Source organism: Pseudoxanthomonas sp. 68-E7, assembly GCF_057773145.1.
In genome coordinates, this window is sequence record NZ_JBYMTI010000006.1 from 1 (window position 1) to 19,001 (window position 19,001).

Here is a 19,001-nt window from a genome sequence, read left to right on the forward strand (position 1 = left end):
CGCACCAAGCCGCACGTGAACGTGGGCACGATTGGTCACGTTGACCACGGCAAGACGACGCTGACGGCGGCGCTGACGAAGGTGGGTGCCGAGCGCTTTGGCGGCGAGTTCAAGGCGTACGACGCGATTGACGCGGCGCCGGAAGAGAAGGCGCGCGGCATCACGATTTCGACGGCGCACGTGGAATACGAAAGCCCGACCCGTCACTACGCGCACGTGGACTGCCCGGGACACGCGGACTACGTGAAGAACATGATTACCGGTGCGGCGCAGATGGATGGCGCGATTCTGGTGTGCTCGGCCGCAGACGGCCCGATGCCGCAGACGCGCGAGCACATCCTGCTGTCGCGCCAGGTGGGCGTGCCGTACATCGTGGTGTTCCTGAACAAGGCGGACATGGTGGACGACGCGGAGCTGCTGGAGCTGGTGGAGATGGAAGTCCGCGAGCTGCTGACCAAGTACGAGTTCCCGGGCGACGACACCCCCATCATCCACGGTTCGGCGCGTCTGGCGCTGGAAGGTGACCAGTCGGAGATTGGCGTGCCGGCCATCCTGAAGTTGGTGGACGCGCTGGACACGTTCATTCCGGAGCCGCAGCGTGACGTGGACAAGCCGTTCCTGATGCCGGTGGAAGACGTGTTCTCCATTTCGGGTCGTGGCACGGTGGTGACCGGTCGCATCGAGCGCGGCATCATCAAGGTGGGCGACGAAATCGAAATCGTCGGTATCCGTCCGACCCAGAAGACCACGGTCACGGGCGTGGAAATGTTCCGCAAGCTGCTGGACCAGGGCCAGGCGGGCGACAACGCGGGCCTGCTGTTGCGCGGCACCAAGCGTGACGACGTGGAGCGTGGCCAGGTGCTGGCCAAGCCGGGTTCCATCACCCCGCACACCGAGTTCGAGGCGGAGGTGTACGTGCTGTCGAAGGACGAGGGTGGCCGTCACACGCCGTTCTTCAAGGGCTACCGTCCGCAGTTCTACTTCCGTACCACGGACATCACCGGTGCGGTGACGCTGCCGGAGGGCACGGAGATGGTGATGCCGGGCGACAACATCAAGATGACCGTGCAGCTCATCAACCCGGTGGCGATGGACGAAGGCCTGCGTTTCGCGATTCGCGAAGGCGGCCGTACCGTCGGCGCCGGCGTCGTGGCCAAGATCATCAAGTAAGCTGCTGTTCCGGCGATTCATCGTCGCCGGGCTTCGCGAACGGCGGGCCGGAACCTCGGTCCGCCTTCGCCGTCTAAGGGAAACCTTAAGCAAATCGATACGCCAGTAGCTCAATTGGCAGAGCAGCGGTCTCCAAAACCGCAGGTTGGGGGTTCGAGTCCCTCCTGGCGTGCCATACCAGCGGAGTCTTCCGCAGGCCGGGCGCGTGACGGCCGATACAGAGCTAAAAGAGCGACACTGACTTGAACAGCAAGGTCGAACAATCCAAGGGCGGCGTGTCCGCCGGCGACATCGCCAAGTACGTGCTGGCTGCTGCCCTGGTGGTCGCGGGCCTGGTGGCCTGGTGGTGGTTCAATGGCCAGTGGGCCACGCCGGTGCGTTCACTTGCCGTGGCGGCAGGCCTGGTGCTGGGCTCGGTGGTGTTCCTGACGACGGGCAAGGGTCGCGATACCCGCGAGTTCCTGTCCGAATCGCGCTTCGAATTGCGCAAGGTGGTCTGGCCAACCCGCCAGGAAGCAACCCGCATGACCTGGGTCGTGGTGATCGTGGTGATCATCCTGAGCCTGCTGCTCGCGGGTTTCGATTTTGCCATCAAGTGGGCGATCGAGTTGTTCCTGGACTACGGCCGCTGAGGAGGATGTCGCAGTGAAGCGTTGGTACGTGGTTCACGCCTATTCGGGTTTCGAGAAGTCGGTGGCGCAGGCGTTGCGTGATCGCATCGTCCGCAACGACATGCAGGAAAAGTTCGGCGACGTCCTGGTCCCGACCGAGGAAGTGGTCGAGATGCGCTCCGGCCAGAAGCGCCGTTCCGAGCGCAAGTTCTTCCCGGGCTATGTGCTGGTGCAGATCGAGACCCATGACGAAGCGGGCATTCCGCGCATGGACAACGAAAGCTGGCACCTGGTGAAGGAAACCAGCAAGGTACTGGGCTTCATCGGCGGCACTGCCGATCGCCCGCTGCCGATCCGCGACGAAGAGGCCGCCGCCATCCTGGACCGCGTTCAGGAAGGTGTGGAGAAGCCCCGTCCGAAGGTGCTGTTCGAGCCGGGCGAGATGGTCCGGGTCACCGACGGCCCGTTCAACGACTTCAACGGCGTGGTCGAGGAAGTCAACTACGAGAAGAGCCGCCTGCGCGTGGCGGTGCTGATCTTCGGGCGCTCCACCCCGGTGGAGCTGGAATTCGGCCAGGTCGAGAAGGCCTGACCCCCTCCCGGCCTGCCTCCGGCACGGCCTGGAAAACCCTGTTATACTGCGCGGCTCCCTGTCCAACGGAGTCGGGCAGGGCACCGGCCGCCGCAAGGCGGCTTCCGTGCGTCTACAACGCGAAGCCGGGACGCGTGATTTTCCCGGTCCGATGGGGAGCCTGACACCAGGCGCTAGCACCCGGAGAGAACTCAGATGGCTAAGAAAGTTGTTGGTTACATCAAGCTGCAGGTGAAGGCCGGCCAGGCCAACCCCTCGCCGCCGGTCGGCCCGGCCCTGGGCCAGCGCGGCCTGAACATCATGGAATTCTGCAAGGCGTTCAACGCCGCCACGCAGAAGCTGGAACCGGGCCTGCCGATTCCGGTGGTCATCACCGCCTATTCCGACCGTACGTTCACCTTCATCACCAAGACGCCGCCGGCGACCATCCTGCTGAAGAAGGCCGTGGGCATCCAGTCCGGCTCCAAGCGCCCGAACACCGAAAAGGTGGGCAAGGTGACCCGCAAGCAGCTGGAAGAGATCGCCAAGGCGAAGGAACCCGACCTGACCGCGGCCGACCTGGACGCAGCAGTTCGCACGATCGCGGGTTCGGCCCGCTCCATGGGCCTGACGGTGGAGGGTTAAGAGATGGCACAGACCAAGCGACAGAAGGCCATCCTGGCCGCAGTGACCCCGGGCAAGGCATATGCCATCGACGAGGCGCTGAAGATCATCAAGTCCGCCACCAAGGCCAAGTTCGTCGAGTCCGTCGACGTCGCCGTGCGCCTGGGCGTGGACGCCAAGAAGTCCGACCAGCAGGTCCGTGGTTCGACCGTGCTGCCCGCCGGTACCGGCAAGTCGGTGCGCGTGGCGGTGTTCGCCCCGGCCGGTGCCAAGGCTGACGAAGCCGCCGCCGCCGGCGCCGAAGCCGTCGGCATGGACGACCTGGCCGAGAAAATGCTGGCTGGCGACATCAACTACGACGTGGTCATCGCCACGCCGGACGCGATGCGCGTGGTCGGCAAGCTGGGCACCGTGCTCGGTCCGCGCGGCCTGATGCCGAACCCGAAGGTCGGCACCGTGTCGCCGAACCCGGCCGAAGCCGTGAAGAACGCCAAGTCGGGTCAGGTGCGCTACCGCACCGACAAGGCCGGCATCATCCACTGCACGATCGGCAAGGCGAGCTTCGAGGACGAAGCGCTGAAGAACAACTTGCAGGCCCTGCTGGCCGACCTGGTGAAGGCCAAGCCGGCCACCGCCAAGGGTCAGTACCTGCAGAAGATTTCGGTCAGCTCGACCATGGGCCCCGGCGTCACCGTCGACCAGTCCTCGCTCAACCTGAAGTGATGAATCGGCCCGCGCGCCAAGCGCGTGGCTTCGCCGATTCATCATCCCTGCGAAAGCAGGGATCCATTGGGATCTCATAGATCCCCGGATCCAGGCCCTTGCAGGGAAACGCAACAAGGCAGCGCCCGCGAGGGCGTTGTCGAACATTTGAGGGCAATCGCAACGGAATCCGTTCCCGCGCGATAGCCGTCAAAGACCGCAGGTGCGGTCCGCGCGCATCGACGACGGGCAGGGAAGCTCGTGTTGGCAGGGAATCGCCGTCGATGGAAGCGGGATCGCTTAATCCGGACCCGAAAGGGAACGCGCCTGCGCAGATGGTGCCGCCTTCTGGAAATTTCCTGGTACAGATTCACGCCAGTCAGAAAGGCCACCGCTGGGGCTCGTGCCCCCGGCACCCAGGAAGGGGGCCGTCCAGGACCGCAAGCGGCAGGAGCCGCGAGCGGAATCAACAAGTGAGGAGTGTATGGCTCTCAATCTGTCCCAGAAGCAAGAAGTAGTCGCCGAACTGGCAGACGTCGCCGCCAAGGCGCACTCCCTGGTCGCCGCCGAATACGCAGGCATCACGGTCACCCAGATGACCGCGATGCGCAAGAAGGCGCGTGAGACCGGCGTGTTCCTGAAAGTTGTCAAGAACACCCTGGCTTCCCGTGCCGTCGAAGGTACCGAATACGAGTGCGTCAAGGACAAGCTCGTCGGTCCGCTGCTGTATGCGTTTTCGACGGAAGAACCCGGCGCTGCCGGGCGTCTGATCAAGGAATTCGCCAAGGGCAACGACAAGCTGCAGGCCAAGGTGGTCGCGTTGGGTGGTCAGCTGTATCCGGCCAGCCACGTCGAGGTCCTGGCGTCGCTGCCGACCCGCGATCAGGCCCTGGCCATGCTGGCCCGCGTCCTGGCCGAACCGGCCTCGATGTTCGCCCGTGCCGTCAAGGCCGTGGGCGACAAGCAGGGTGGCGGCGAAGCCGTCGCCGAAGCTGCGGCCGAAGCCTGAGTTCGACGTCTTAACGGTTCACTGAACCCTTTCCCAAGATAATTTCCAAAGGTAAACACAATGTCCCTTTCCAACGAGCAGATCGTCGACGCCATTGCCGGCAAGACCCTGATGGAAGTGATGGAGCTGGTCAAGGCCATCGAAGAGAAGTTCGGCGTCTCCGCCGCCGCCCCGGTTGCCGTGGCCGCTGGTCCGGCCGCCGCCGCCGCCCCGGCCGAAGAGCAGACCGAATTCACCGTCACCCTGAAGACTGCCGGCGACAAGAAGGTCGAAGTCATCAAGGCCGTCCGCGCCATCACCGGCCTGGGCCTGAAGGAAGCCAAGGACCTCGCCGAGGCCGGTGGCGTCCTGAAGGAAGCCGCTTCGAAGGAAGACGCCGAGAAGATGAAGAAGGACCTCGAGGCCGTCGGCGCTACCGTCGAAGTGAAGTAAGCAAAATCCGTCGCCACGCAACATCGGCGGCAAACCGAGGCCGGGGGCGCAAGCCCCTGGCCTTCGGTCGTTGTTTGAAAGGCCGGGATTGGTGATTCGGGATTAGGGATTGGAAGGGCGAAACAGCGCCGTTCCAATCCCGAATCCCCAATCCCGAATCCCCGCCCCCAAACGAGTTTGTAGTTGGAAGCAGCAGCAGAAGGCGTGCTGGTGCCGGCAATACCAGCGGCTTCCAACTGAAAATTCTCCCGTTCGAAAGAATGTTTCCCCGGGGTCGCGGACGCGTGGCCCCCGATGCCAAAGGCACTCCCATGACGACATACTCGTTCACCGAGAAGAAGCGCATCCGCAAGGACTTCGGCAAACAGCGTTCGATCCTCGAAGTCCCCTTCCTGCTTGCCATCCAGGTCGACTCCTACCGTGAATTCCTGCAGGAGTTCACCGAGCCCTCCAAGCGCGAAGACCGCGGCCTGCACGCCGCCCTCAAGTCGGTGTTCCCGATCTCCAGCTACAGCGGCAACGCCGCGCTGGAATACGTTGGCTACAAGCTGGGCGAACCGGTGTTCGACGAGCGCGAGTGCCGCAACCGTGGCCTGAGCTACGGCGCACCGCTGCGCGTCACCGTCCGCCTGGTCATCTATGACCGTGAGTCGTCGACCAAGGCGATCAAGTACGTGAAGGAGCAGGAGGTCTATCTGGGCGAAATCCCGCTGATGACCGAGAACGGCACCTTCATCGTCAACGGCACCGAGCGCGTCATCGTTTCCCAGCTGCACCGCTCGCCGGGCGTGTTCTTCGACCACGATCGCGGCAAGACCCACAGCTCGGGCAAGCTGCTGTACAGCGCCCGCATCATTCCCTACCGCGGCTCCTGGCTGGACTTCGAATTCGATCCGAAGGACGCGCTGTTCACCCGCATCGACCGTCGCCGCAAGCTGCCGGTGACCATCCTGCTGCGCGCGCTGGGCTACTCCAACGAGGAAATGCTCAACGAGTTCTTCGACATCAACACCTTCCACATCCTGCCCGAAGGCGTGCAGCTGGAACTGGTGTCCGAGCGCCTGCGCGGCGAGACCCTCAACTTCGACCTGGCCGATGGTGACAAGGTCATCGTCGAGGCCGGCAAGCGCATCACCGCCCGCCACGTGAAGCAGCTGGAGCAGTCCGGCATCTCCGCGCTGGCGGTGCCCGACGAGTACCTGGTCGGCCGCATCCTGTCGCACGACGTGATCGACGGCAACACCGGCGAACTGCTGGCCAACGCCAACGACGAGATCACCGAAGACCAACTGGTCAAGTTCCGCAAGGCCGGCGTCGACGCAGTCGGCACCCTGTGGGTGAACGACCTGGACCGTGGCCCGTACCTGTCCAACACCCTGCGCATCGATCCGAGCCGCACCCAGCTGGAAGCGCTGGTCGAGATCTACCGCATGATGCGTCCGGGCGAGCCGCCGACCAAGGATGCCGCGCAGAACCTGTTCCACAACCTGTTCTTCACCTTCGAGCGCTACGACCTCTCCAACGTCGGCCGGATGAAGTTCAACCGCCGCGTGGGCCGCAAGGAAGTCACCGGCGAAGCCGTGCTGTACGACAAGAAGTACTTCGGCTCGCGTACCGACGAAGAGGCCAAGCGCCTGGTCGCCGAGTTGGGCGACAGCTCGGACATCCTGGACGTGATCAAGGTGCTGACCGAGATCCGCAATGGCCGTGGCACCGTGGACGACATCGACCACCTGGGCAACCGCCGCGTGCGTTCGGTCGGCGAAATGGCCGAGAACGTGTTCCGCGTGGGCCTGGTCCGCGTCGAGCGCGCGGTCAAGGAGCGCCTGTCGATGGCCGAGTCCGAGGGCCTGACCCCGCAGGAGCTGATCAACGCCAAGCCGGTGGCCGCCGCGATCAAGGAGTTCTTCGGTTCCTCGCAGCTGTCGCAGTTCATGGACCAGAACAACCCGCTGTCGGAAGTCACCCACAAGCGTCGCGTCTCGGCGCTGGGCCCGGGTGGCCTGACCCGCGAGCGCGCCGGCTTCGAAGTGCGCGACGTGCACCCGACCCATTACGGCCGCGTCTGCACCATCGAAACGCCGGAAGGCCCGAACATCGGCCTGATCAACTCGCTGGCGGTGTATGCCCGCACCAACAACTACGGCTTCCTGGAAACCCCGTACCGCAAGGTCGTGGAAGGCGTGATCACCGACGAGATCGAATACCTGTCGGCGATCGAGGAGAACGAGTACGTCATCGCCCAGGCCAATGCACTGCATGATGCCAAGAGCCGTCTGACCGAACTGTTCGTGCCGTGCCGCTACCAGGGCGAGTCGCTGCTGAAGCCGCCGAGCGAAGTGGACTACATGGACGTCTCGCCGATGCAGACCGTGTCGGTCGCCGCGGCGCTGGTGCCGTTCCTGGAGCACGACGACGCCAACCGCGCGTTGATGGGCGCCAACATGCAGCGCCAGGCCGTGCCGACGCTGCGTGCGCAGAAGCCGCTGGTCGGCACCGGCATCGAGCGCGCGGTGGCGCGTGACTCGGGCGTGACCGTGAACGCGCGTCGCGGTGGCGTGGTAGAGCAGATCGACGCCGCCCGCATCGTGGTCAAGGCCAATGAGAGCGAGATCTCCGGCGAGCACGATGCCGGCGTCGACATCTACACGCTGATCAAGTACACCCGTTCCAACCAGAACACCTGCATCAACCAGCGTCCGCTGGTGAACGTGGGCGACGTGGTGGCGCGTGGCGACGTGCTGGCCGATGGTCCCTCGACCGATATCGGCGAACTGGCCCTGGGCCAGAACATGCTGATCGCGTTCATGCCGTGGAACGGCTACAACTTCGAAGACTCCATCCTGCTCTCCGAGCGCGTGGTGGAAGAGGATCGCTACACCACGATCCACATCGAAGAGCTGACCTGCGTCGCGCGTGACACCAAGCTGGGTCCGGAGGAAATCTCCGCCGACATCCCGAACGTCTCCGAGCAGGCGCTGAACCGCCTGGACGAGAGCGGCGTGGTGTACATCGGTGCCGAAGTCCGCGCCGGCGACATCATGGTCGGCAAGGTCACGCCGAAGGGCGAAAGCCAGCTGACCCCGGAAGAGAAGCTGCTGCGCGCCATCTTCGGCGAGAAGGCTTCCGACGTTAAGGACAGTTCGCTGCGCGTGCCCCCGGGCATGGACGGCACCGTCATCGACGTGCAGGTCTTCACCCGCGACGGCATCGAGAAGGACAAGCGCGCGCGCCAGATCGAGGAAAACGAGATCAAGCGCGTCAAGAAGGACTTCGACGATCAGTTCCGCATCCTGGAAAGCGCCATCTATGCCCGCCTGCGTTCGCAGCTGGTCGGCAAGGTCGCCAACGGTGGTCCGAACCTGAAGAAGGGCGACACCATCAATGACGCCTACCTGGACGGCCTGAAGAAGGCCGACTGGTTCGCCATCCGCATGAAGGATGACGACGCCTCCGACGCCATCGAGCGCGCCCAGAAGCAGATCCAGGCGCACGAGAAGGAGTTCGAGCGTCGCTTCGCCGACAAGCGCGGCAAGATCACCGCCGGCGACGATCTGGCCCCGGGCGTGCTGAAGATGGTCAAGGTCTACCTGGCCGTGAAGCGCCGCATCCAGCCGGGTGACAAGATGGCCGGCCGCCACGGCAACAAGGGCGTCGTGTCCACGATCGTGCCGGTCGAGGACATGCCCTACATGGCCAACGGCGAGACCGTGGACATCGTCCTGAACCCGCTGGGCGTGCCTTCGCGTATGAACATCGGCCAGGTGCTGGAAGTCCACCTGGGCTGGGCCGCCAAGGGACTGGGTCGCAAGATCCAGGCCATGCTGGAAGCCCAGGCCAAGGTCGCCGACCTGCGCAAGTTCCTCGACCAGATCTACAACCACGAAGAGAAGCTCGGCGAGCAGCGTGTCGACCTGTCGCAGTTCAGCGACGAGGAACTGATCAACCTTGCCCGCAACCTGACCGACGGCGTGCCGATGGCGACGCCGGTGTTCGACGGTGCGGCGGAAGCGGAAATCAAGCACATGCTGGAGCTGGCGGACCTGCCGATCAGTGGCCAGACCCAGCTGTATGACGGCCGCACCGGCGAGGCGTTCGATCGCCACACCACGGTCGGCTACATGCACATGCTGAAGCTGAACCATCTGGTGGACGACAAGATGCACGCCCGCTCGACCGGCCCGTACTCGTTGGTCACCCAGCAGCCGCTGGGCGGCAAGGCGCAGTTCGGCGGCCAGCGTTTCGGCGAAATGGAAGTCTGGGCGCTGGAAGCCTACGGCGCGGCGCACACCCTGCAGGAAATGCTGACGGTCAAGTCGGACGACGTGCAGGGCCGCAACCAGATGTACAAGAACATTGTCGACGGCGAACACGAGATGGTCGCGGGCATGCCGGAATCCTTCAACGTGCTGGTGAAGGAAATCCGCTCCCTGGCCATCAACATGGAACTGGAAGACAACTGAGGTTCGGGATTGGTGGTACGGGATTCGGGATTGGCAGGCGACTGCCTCCCGAATCTCCCGGATCCCCGCTCTGACGAATCCCCAATCTCGAATTCCGAATCCCGGAGAAAACCATGAAAGATTTGCTCAACCTCTTCAACCAGCAGCGCCAGACGCTGGATTTCGACGCGATCAAGATCGCGCTGGCTTCGCCCGACCTGATCCGTTCCTGGTCCTACGGCGAAGTGAAGAAGCCGGAAACGATCAACTACCGTACCTTCAAGCCGGAGCGCGACGGCCTGTTCTGCGCCGCCATCTTCGGCCCCATCAAGGACTACGAGTGCCTGTGCGGCAAGTACAAGCGCATGAAGCACCGTGGCGTGGTCTGCGAAAAGTGCGGCACCGAAGTCACCCTGGCCAAGGTGCGCCGCGAGCGCATGGGCCACATCGACCTGGCCTCGCCGGTCGCGCACATCTGGTTCCTCAAGTCGCTGCCCTCGCGCATCGGCCTGATGCTGGACATGACCCTGCGCGACATCGAGCGCGTGCTGTACTTCGAAGCCTACGTGGTCACCGAACCGGGCCTGACCACCCTGGAGCGCCGCCAGCTGCTGACCGAAGAGCAGTACATGCAGGCGCGCCAGGAGCATGGCGACGACTTCGATGCCGCGATGGGCGCCGAGGCGGTCTATGATCTGCTGCGCACCATCGACCTGCAGGCCGAGATGGTCAACCTGCGCGAGGAAATCGCCAGCACCAACTCCGAGACCAAGCTCAAGCGCCTGACCAAGCGCATCAAGCTTATCGAGGCGTTCCTGGAGTCGGGCAACCGTCCGGAATGGATGGTCATGACCGTGCTGCCGGTGCTGCCGCCGGATCTGCGTCCGCTGGTACCGCTGGACGGCGGCCGCTTCGCGACTTCCGATCTGAACGACCTGTACCGCCGCGTCATCAACCGCAACAACCGTCTGCGCCGCCTGCTGGAGCTGAATGCCCCCGACATCATCGTGCGCAACGAAAAGCGCATGCTGCAGGAGTCGGTCGATGCCCTGATGGACAACGGCCGCCGCGGCCGCGCCATCACCGGCACCAACAAGCGCCCGCTCAAGTCGCTGGCCGACATGATCAAGGGCAAGCAGGGCCGCTTCCGCCAGAACCTGCTCGGCAAGCGCGTCGACTACTCCGGCCGTTCGGTCATCGTGGTCGGCCCGTACCTCAAGTTGCACCAGTGCGGCCTGCCGAAGAAGATGGCGCTGGAGCTGTTCAAGCCGTTCGTGTTCGCCAAGCTGCAGCGTCGTGGCCTGGCTACCACCATCAAGGCGGCCAAGAAGCTGGTCGAGCGTGAAGAGGCCGAGGTCTGGGACATCCTGGAAGAAGTGATCCGCGAACACCCGGTGCTGCTGAACCGCGCGCCGACCCTGCACCGCCTGGGCATCCAGGCGTTCGAGCCGGTGCTGATCGAAGGCAAGGCGATCCAGCTGCACCCGCTGGTCTGCACCGCGTTCAACGCCGACTTCGACGGTGACCAGATGGCCGTGCACGTCCCGCTGTCGCTGGAAGCGCAGCTGGAAGCCCGCGCGCTGATGATGTCGACCAACAACATCCTGTCGCCCGCCAACGGCGAGCCGATCATCGTGCCGTCGCAGGACGTCGTGCTCGGCCTGTACTACATGACCCGCGCCCTGGAGAACAAGAAGGGCGAGGGCATGGCGTTCGCCAACATCTCCGAGGTCAAGCGCGCCTACGACAACCGCGTGGTCGAACTGCACGCCAAGGTCAAGGTCCGCATCACCGAGGTGGTGACCGGCGAGGACGGCAACAAGCAGCGCAAGTCGTCGATCGTGGACACCACGATCGGCCGCGCCCTGCTGGCCGACATCCTGCCGGAAGGCCTGCCGTTCGCGCTGGCCAACACCGAGCTGAACAAGAAGGCCATCAGCCGCCTGATCAACTCCAGCTACCGCATGCTGGGCCTGAAGGACACGGTCGTGTTCGCCGACAAGCTGATGTACACCGGCTTCGCCTACGCGACCCGCGCCGGCGTCTCCATCGGCATCGACGACATGCTGATCCCGGCCGAGAAGAAGGGCATCCTGGGCGAAGCAGAACAGGAAGTGCTGGAAATCCAGGAGCAGTACCAGTCGGGCCTGGTCACCGCCGGCGAGCGCTACAACAAGGTGGTCGACATCTGGTCGCGCACCAACGAGCGCATCGCCAAGGCGATGATGGACACCATCGGTACCGACAAGGTGCAGAACGCCAAGGGCGAGACCATCAACGAGAAGTCGATGAACTCGCTGTACATCATGGCCGACTCTGGCGCGCGCGGCAGCCAGGCGCAGATCCGCCAGCTGGCCGGCATGCGTGGCCTGATGGCGCGCCCGGACGGCTCGATCATCGAGACGCCCATCAAGGCGAACTTCCGCGAAGGCCTGAACGTGCAGGAGTACTTCAACTCCACCCACGGCGCCCGCAAGGGCCTGGCCGATACCGCGTTGAAGACGGCGAACTCGGGTTACCTGACCCGTCGCCTGGTCGACGTGGCGCAGGACGTGGTGATCACCGAAGTGGATTGCGGCACCAGCGAAGGCCTGACCATGACCCCGATCGTGGAAGGCGGCGACGTGGTCGAGCCGCTGCGCGACCGCGTGCTGGGTCGCGTCGTGGCCGAGGACGTGTTCCTGCCGGGCAACGACGAGGATCCGATCGTCACCCGCAACACGCTGCTGGACGAAGCCTGGGTGCAGAAGCTGGAAGACGCCAGCGTGCAGTCCATCAAGGTGCGTTCGACCATCACTTGCGAATCGCAGTTCGGCGTGTGCGCGCACTGCTATGGCCGTGACCTGGCCCGTGGCCACATCGTCAACATTGGCGAAGCGGTCGGCGTCATTGCCGCCCAGTCGATCGGCGAACCCGGCACCCAGCTGACCATGCGTACGTTCCACATCGGTGGCGCGGCCTCGCGTGCGGCGGCCGTGGACAACATCACCGTCAAGACCACCGGCTCGATCAAGTTCAACAACCTGAAGTACGTCGAGCACGCCAACAGCAGCCTGGTCGCGGTTTCGCGTTCCGGCGAACTGTCGGTGCTGGACGGCCATGGCCGCGAGCGCGAGCGCTACAAGCTGCCCTACGGCGCCACCATCAACGTCAAGGACGGCGACCAGATCACCGCCGGCCAGGCCGTGGCCAACTGGGATCCGCACAACCACCCGATCGTGTCGGAAGTTGCCGGCTTCGTGCGCTTCGTGGACTTCGTCGACGGCGTCACCGTCATCGAGAAGACCGACGAACTGACCGGCCTGGCCTCGCGCGAGATCACCGATCCGAAGCGTCGCGGTTCGCAGGGCAAGGACCTGCGTCCGATCGTCCGCATCGTGGACAAGGACGGCAAGGACCTGAACATCCCGGGCACCGATCTGCCGGCGCAGTACCTGCTGCCGCCGCGTTCGATCGTCAACCTGCAGGATGGCGCGCCGGTGGGCGTGGGCGACGTGGTCGCCAAGATCCCGCAGGAAGCCTCCAAGACCCGCGACATCACCGGTGGTCTGCCGCGCGTGGCCGACCTGTTCGAAGCGCGCAAGCCGAAGGATCCCGCGATCCTGGCCGAGCGTTCGGGCGTGATCAGCTTCGGCAAGGACACCAAGGGCAAGCAGCGCCTGATCATCAAGGACACCGATGGTTCGGAGCACGAGGAGCTGATTCCGAAGTTCCGCCAGATCATCGTGTTCGAAGGCGAGCACGTGACCAAGGGCGAGACCATCGTGGACGGCGAGCCGAGCCCGCAGGACATCCTGCGCCTGCTGGGCGTGGAGCCGCTGGCGGCCTACCTGGTCAAGGAAATCCAGGACGTGTACCGCCTGCAGGGCGTGAAGATCAACGACAAGCACATCGAGGTGATCACCCGCCAGATGCTGCGCAAGGTCGAGATCACCGACACCGGCAACAGCAAGTTCCTGTCCGGCGAGCAGGTCGAGAAGCAGCGCCTGATCGAGGAGAACGTCAAGCTGGCCACCCGCAACGAGCTGCCGGCGAAGTACGACCCGGTCCTGCTGGGCATCACCAAGGCCTCGCTGGCGACCGAGTCGTTCATCTCGGCGGCTTCGTTCCAGGAGACCACCCGCGTGCTGACCGAGGCGGCCGTCCGCGGCACCCGCGACAGCCTGCGCGGCCTGAAGGAAAACGTGATCGTCGGCCGCCTGATTCCGGCCGGTACCGGCCTGGCCTACCACAACCAGCGTCGCCGCAACGCCTCCGGCCTGACCGAGGCGGAAGTGGACGCGCTGGCCGGCAGCCCGGTCGAAACCCCCGCCCCGGTTGCTCCGGCGGCCGAGGAAACCGGCGAGGAGTCCAGCGCCAGCTAAAAACTGCAAGATGGTGGCCTTCGGGCCGCCCCAGACCACGAAATGAGGGGCAGGGAGCCCCTCGTTTTCGGCCCAGGAAGGGCGGGATCGCAAACCTGTAGAGGCCCCGGCATACACCGCATTTGACGGTGTCGCCGGGTGCCAGCTATACTTTTCCGTCTCGGTGGGCCGGTTCGCGGCCTGCCGTCGTTTTCACGCAACAAGGCTCCGGCCTTCACCCAAAGAATCCAAACATGGCAACCATCAACCAGCTGGTCCGCAAGCCGCGGCAGGCAACCACTTACAAGAGCGCCTCGCCGGCGCTGGACAAGTGCCCGCAGCGTCGCGGCGTGTGCACGCGCGTCTACACCACCACCCCGAAGAAGCCGAACTCGGCCCTTCGCAAGGTGGCCAAGGTGCGCCTGACCAACCAGGAAGAAGTCATCAGCTACATCGGTGGCGAAGGTCACAACCTGCAGGAGCACTCCGTCGTGCTCGTGCGTGGCGGTCGTGTGAAGGACCTGCCGGGCGTGCGTTACCACACCGTCCGCGGTTCGCTCGACGCCTCCGGCGTCGCCAAGCGTCGCCAGGGCCGTTCCAAGTACGGCGCCAAGCGCCCGAAGGCTTAAGGTTAAGGAAGAAGAACTATGTCGCGTAAAGGCTCAGCTCCCCAGCGTGAAGTCCTGCCGGATCCCAAGCACGGCAGCCAGACGATCGCCCGTTTCATCAACATGGTCATGCTCAGCGGCAAGAAGTCCGTCGCCGAGAAGATCGTCTATGGCGCCATGGACGTCATCGGCGAAAAGAACCCGAATGCCCTGGAACTGGTCGAGAAGGCGCTGGACAACGTCGCCCCGACCGTCGAGGTGAAGTCCCGCCGCGTCGGCGGTGCGACCTACCAGGTGCCGGTCGAAGTGCGTTCCAGCCGCCGCCTGGCGCTGGCGATGCGCTGGCTGATCGAATCCGCCCGCAAGCGTGGCGAGAACTCGATGCCGCGCAAGCTGGCCGCCGAGCTGCTGGACGCCTCGGAAAACCGTGGTGGCGCCATCAAGAAGCGCGAAGAGACCCACCGCATGGCGGAAGCGAACAAGGCGTTCGCGCACTACCGCTGGTAACAAGCCAGGCCCCCTTGCAAGCGGGGGCCATCGGCACCATCTAGGTGCCCCAAGCGGCCTGTCCGCAGAATACCGAAGGCCGCCGCAAGGCGGCATTCGGCCATATAGAAGATCGCCCTCCACGGAGGACCGGATTCCCGTCGGTTCTCCCATCAGAAAAGAGAGACTGTCGTGGCTCGCACCACTCCCATCGAGCGTTACCGCAACTTCGGCATCATGGCGCACATCGACGCCGGCAAGACCACCACGTCCGAGCGCATCCTGTTCTACACCGGCAAGAGCCACAAGATCGGTGAAGTGCACGAAGGCGCCGCCACGATGGACTGGATGGAGCAGGAGCAGGAACGCGGCATCACCATCACCTCCGCCGCCACCACGGCGTTCTGGAAGGGCATGGACGGTTCGTTCCAGGAGCACCGCTTCAACATCATCGACACCCCCGGGCACGTCGACTTCACCATCGAAGTCGAGCGTTCGCTGCGCGTGCTCGACGGCGCGGTGTTCGTCCTGTGCTCGGTCGGTGGCGTGCAGCCGCAGTCCGAGACCGTGTGGCGCCAGGCCAACAAGTACGCCGTGCCGCGCATGGCGTTCGTCAACAAGATGGACCGCACCGGCGCCAACTTCGACAAGGTCGTGGGCCAGCTGAAGTCGCGCCTGGGCGCCTACGCCGTGCCGATGCAGGTGCCGATCGGCGCCGAAGACGGCTTCGAGGGCGTGGTCGACCTGCTCAAGATGAAGGCCATCCACTGGGATGTCGCCTCGCAGGGCACCAAGTTCGAATACCGCGACATCCCGGCCGATCTGAAGGAAAAGGCCGAGGCGGCGCGCGCGTTCATGATCGAAGCCGCGGCCGAGGCCTCGGAAGCGCTGATGGACAAGTACCTCAACGACGGTGAGCTGTCGGAAGCCGACATCATCGCCGGTCTGCGCGAGCGCACCCTGAAGGTGGAAATCGTGCCGGTGTTCTGCGGCTCGGCGTTCAAGAACAAGGGCGTGCAGGCCATGCTGGACGGCGTGGTCAACCTGCTGCCGTCGCCGGCGGATCGTCCGCCGGTGCAGGGCATCGACGAGAACGAGAAGGAAGACAGCCGCAAGGCGTCCGACACCGAGCCGTTCTCGGCGCTGGCGTTCAAGATCATGACCGACCCGTTCGTCGGCTCGCTGACCTTCTTCCGCGTCTACTCGGGCGTGCTGAATTCGGGCGACCAGGTGTACAACCCGGTCAAGTCGAAGAAGGAGCGCGTGGGCCGCATCCTGCAGATGCACTCCAACCAGCGCGACGAGATCAAGGAAGTGCGCGCGGGCGACATCGCCGCGGCGGTGGGCCTGAAGGACGTCACCACCGGCGACACCCTGTGTGCGCAGGACCACGTCATCACCCTGGAGCGCATGGTGTTCCCGGAGCCGGTCATCTCGATGGCCGTCGAACCGAAGACCAAGTCGGACCAGGAAAAGATGGGTATCGCCCTGGGCCGCCTGGCGCAGGAAGATCCCTCGTTCCGCGTGCGTACCGACGAAGAGTCCGGCCAGACCATCATCTCCGGCATGGGCGAACTGCACCTGGACATCATCGTCGACCGCATGAAGCGCGAGTTCAACGTCGAGGCCAACGTCGGCAAGCCGCAGGTGGCCTACCGCGAAACCATCCGCAAGAAGGTCAAGCAGGAAGGCAAGTTCGTGCGCCAGTCGGGCGGTCGAGGCCAGTACGGCCACATCGTCATCGAGATGGAACCGCAGGAACGCGGCGTCGGCTTCTCCTACGAGAGCGCGATCGTCGGTGGCGTGGTGCCGAAGGAATACGTCACCGCCGCCGGCAAGGGCATTGAGGAAGCCATGAAGAACGGCGTGCTCGCCGGCTTCCCGGTGGTCGACGTCAAGATCGTCGCGGTCGATGGTTCGTTCCACGACGTGGACTCCAACGAAATGGCGTTCAAGGTCGCCGGCTCGATGGCGTTCAAGGAAGCCTTCAGCAAGGCCAATCCGGTCCTGCTCGAGCCGATGATGAAGGTCGAAATCGTCACTCCGGAGGAATACCTGGGTGACGTGATGGGCGACGTGAGCCGTCGTCGCGGCATCCTGCAGGGCCAGGACGACAGTCCGTCCGGCAAGGTGATCAACGCGATGGTGCCGCTGGGCGAAATGTTCGGCTACGCCACCACGCTGCGCTCGATGTCGCAGGGTCGCGCCACCTTCACGATGGAGTTCGACCACTACGCCGAAGCGCCGGCCAACATCGCCGACGCGGTCGTCAAGAAGAATTAATGCAGGGAAACGGGATTCGGGATTCGAGATTCGCAAGAGCATGAATCCCGTCTTTCCCGGATCCCCAATCCCCAATCCCCAATCTCGGAGTTTTTAAAATGGCAAAGGGTAAATTCGAGCGCACCAAGCCGCACGTGAACGTGGGCACGATTGGTCACGTTGACCACGGCAAGACGACGCTGACGGCGGCGCTGACGAAGGTGGGTGCCGAGCGCTTTGGCGGCGAGTTCAAGGCGTACGACGCGATTGACGCGGCGCCGGAAGAGAAGGCGCGCGGCATCACGATTTCGACGGCGCACGTGGAATACGAAAGCCCGACCCGTCACTACGCGCACGTGGACTGCCCGGGACACGCGGACTACGTGAAGAACATGATTACCGGTGCGGCGCAGATGGATGGCGCGATTCTGGTGTGCTCGGCCGCAGACGGCCCGATGCCGCAGACGCGCGAGCACATCCTGCTGTCGCGCCAGGTGGGCGTGCCGTACATCGTGGTGTTCCTGAACAAGGCGGACATGGTGGACGACGCGGAGCTGCTGGAGCTGGTGGAGATGGAAGTCCGCGAGCTGCTGACCAAGTACGAGTTCCCGGGCGACGACACCCCCATCATCCACGGTTCGGCGCGTCTGGCGCTGGAAGGTGACCAGTCGGAGATTGGCGTGCCGGCCATCCTGAAGTTGGTGGACGCGCTGGACACGTTCATTCCGGAGCCGCAGCGTGACGTGGACAAGCCGTTCCTGATGCCGGTGGAAGACGTGTTCTCCATTTCGGGTCGTGGCACGGTGGTGACCGGTCGCATCGAGCGCGGCATCATCAAGGTGGGCGACGAAATCGAAATCGTCGGTATCCGTCCGACCCAGAAGACCACGGTCACGGGCGTGGAAATGTTCCGCAAGCTGCTGGACCAGGGCCAGGCGGGCGACAACGCGGGCCTGCTGTTGCGCGGCACCAAGCGTGACGACGTGGAGCGTGGCCAGGTGCTGGCCAAGCCGGGTTCCATCACCCCGCACACCGAGTTCGAGGCGGAGGTGTACGTGCTGTCGAAGGACGAGGGTGGCCGTCACACGCCGTTCTTCAAGGGCTACCGTCCGCAGTTCTACTTCCGTACCACGGACATCACCGGTGCGGTGACGCTGCCGGAGGGCACGGAGATGGTGATGCCGGGCGACAACATCAAGATGACCGTGCAGCTCATCAACCCGGTGGCGATGGACGAAGGCCTGCGTTTCGCGATTCGCGAAGGCGGCCGTACCGTCGGCGCCGGCGTTGTGGCCAAGATCATCAAGTAACGAACTGACCGGGGCGGGTCCGAAAGGGGCCGCCCCGTTTTCGTTGGCTCGTGACCTCGGCGAGAGCCGGGAACCATCGAGCCAACCCGTCAGGAATACGAGGGGCAGGGCGGCGATAGCAGCCCCAACCTCAATTCGGCGACAAAATCAGCCGGATCTGCTGCAAAACAGCAAAAACATCGTTATAATGCGCGCCCCCGAACGGCCCTGCCGTCCCGGGACCTCGCAATACCCACGCCGGTTCCCCCTGGGAGGTAAGCCGGCGCTACCGCGAAAAGAAGCACAGGGAGTGCTTCGTGTTCGCCAGACTAAGGAGAGTCGCGTGCCTGCCCGCCCGGTTTCAGGGGGCGGATCCCCGCTATTGACGGGGTCAGTCATGCGCCCTATACTTTTCTGTCTGGGCGGGCCGGTTTACCGGCCTGCCCAGTTTT

General features: G+C 64.4%; 13 protein-coding genes and 1 tRNA gene. All 14 read left to right on the forward strand.

Annotation, left to right across the window (positions count from 1 at the left end; all coding sequences use genetic code 11):
• The coding region (tuf, locus tag AC3DE2_RS14835; RefSeq protein WP_488426851.1) for an elongation factor Tu at window positions 1-1,170 on the forward strand (1,170 nt) is incomplete at its 5' end.
• 99 nt (window positions 1,171-1,269) lie between these two features.
• Window positions 1,270-1,345, forward strand: a tRNA-Trp gene (locus AC3DE2_RS14840).
• 67 nt (window positions 1,346-1,412) lie between these two features.
• Complete coding sequence (gene secE / locus AC3DE2_RS14845) at window positions 1,413-1,802, forward strand: preprotein translocase subunit SecE (RefSeq protein WP_488426852.1); 390 nt, start codon at window positions 1,413-1,415, stop codon at window positions 1,800-1,802.
• A 13-nt stretch (window positions 1,803-1,815) separates the two neighbouring features.
• Window positions 1,816-2,373 carry a transcription termination/antitermination protein NusG gene (gene nusG / locus AC3DE2_RS14850; RefSeq protein WP_295375817.1) on the forward strand — a complete coding sequence of 186 codons (558 nt, stop codon included), beginning with the start codon at window positions 1,816-1,818 and terminating at the stop codon, window positions 2,371-2,373.
• A 195-nt stretch (window positions 2,374-2,568) separates the two neighbouring features.
• Window positions 2,569-2,997 carry a 50S ribosomal protein L11 gene (rplK, locus tag AC3DE2_RS14855; protein WP_141455871.1) on the forward strand — a complete coding sequence of 143 codons (429 nt, stop codon included), beginning with the start codon at window positions 2,569-2,571 and terminating at the stop codon, window positions 2,995-2,997.
• Window positions 2,998-3,000: 3 nt separating this feature from the next.
• Window positions 3,001-3,699 (forward strand): 50S ribosomal protein L1, encoded by a 699-nt coding sequence (rplA, locus tag AC3DE2_RS14860; RefSeq protein WP_141455872.1) that lies wholly within the window; start codon window positions 3,001-3,003, stop codon window positions 3,697-3,699.
• A 463-nt stretch (window positions 3,700-4,162) separates the two neighbouring features.
• Complete coding sequence (gene rplJ / locus AC3DE2_RS14865; RefSeq protein WP_141455873.1) at window positions 4,163-4,687, forward strand: 50S ribosomal protein L10; 525 nt, start codon at window positions 4,163-4,165, stop codon at window positions 4,685-4,687.
• 60 nt (window positions 4,688-4,747) lie between these two features.
• Entirely contained in the window at window positions 4,748-5,119 is a 372-nt protein-coding gene (gene rplL / locus AC3DE2_RS14870; protein ID WP_295375820.1) for a 50S ribosomal protein L7/L12, read from the forward strand.
• A gap of 311 nt (window positions 5,120-5,430) precedes the next feature.
• Entirely contained in the window at window positions 5,431-9,582 is a 4,152-nt protein-coding gene (rpoB, locus tag AC3DE2_RS14875) for a DNA-directed RNA polymerase subunit beta (RefSeq protein ID WP_488426855.1), read from the forward strand.
• Window positions 9,583-9,695: 113 nt separating this feature from the next.
• Window positions 9,696-13,925: a DNA-directed RNA polymerase subunit beta' gene (gene rpoC / locus AC3DE2_RS14880; protein WP_488426856.1), complete on the forward strand. Its 4,230-nt coding sequence runs from the start codon at window positions 9,696-9,698 to the stop codon at window positions 13,923-13,925.
• Window positions 13,926-14,158: 233 nt separating this feature from the next.
• Window positions 14,159-14,533: a 30S ribosomal protein S12 gene (rpsL, locus tag AC3DE2_RS14885; protein ID WP_141455877.1), complete on the forward strand. Its 375-nt coding sequence runs from the start codon at window positions 14,159-14,161 to the stop codon at window positions 14,531-14,533.
• An 18-nt stretch (window positions 14,534-14,551) separates the two neighbouring features.
• Window positions 14,552-15,019, forward strand: a complete 468-nt coding sequence (gene rpsG, locus AC3DE2_RS14890; protein ID WP_141455878.1) for a 30S ribosomal protein S7 — start codon at window positions 14,552-14,554, stop codon at window positions 15,017-15,019.
• A 171-nt stretch (window positions 15,020-15,190) separates the two neighbouring features.
• The gene (gene fusA, locus AC3DE2_RS14895) at window positions 15,191-17,281 is read left to right on the forward strand and encodes an elongation factor G (protein ID WP_295382559.1); all 2,091 of its coding nucleotides are present in this window, start codon (window positions 15,191-15,193) and stop codon (window positions 17,279-17,281) included.
• A gap of 98 nt (window positions 17,282-17,379) precedes the next feature.
• Window positions 17,380-18,570 carry an elongation factor Tu gene (gene tuf, locus AC3DE2_RS14900; protein ID WP_454571067.1) on the forward strand — a complete coding sequence of 397 codons (1,191 nt, stop codon included), beginning with the start codon at window positions 17,380-17,382 and terminating at the stop codon, window positions 18,568-18,570.
• Window positions 18,571-19,001 lie beyond the last annotated feature (431 nt).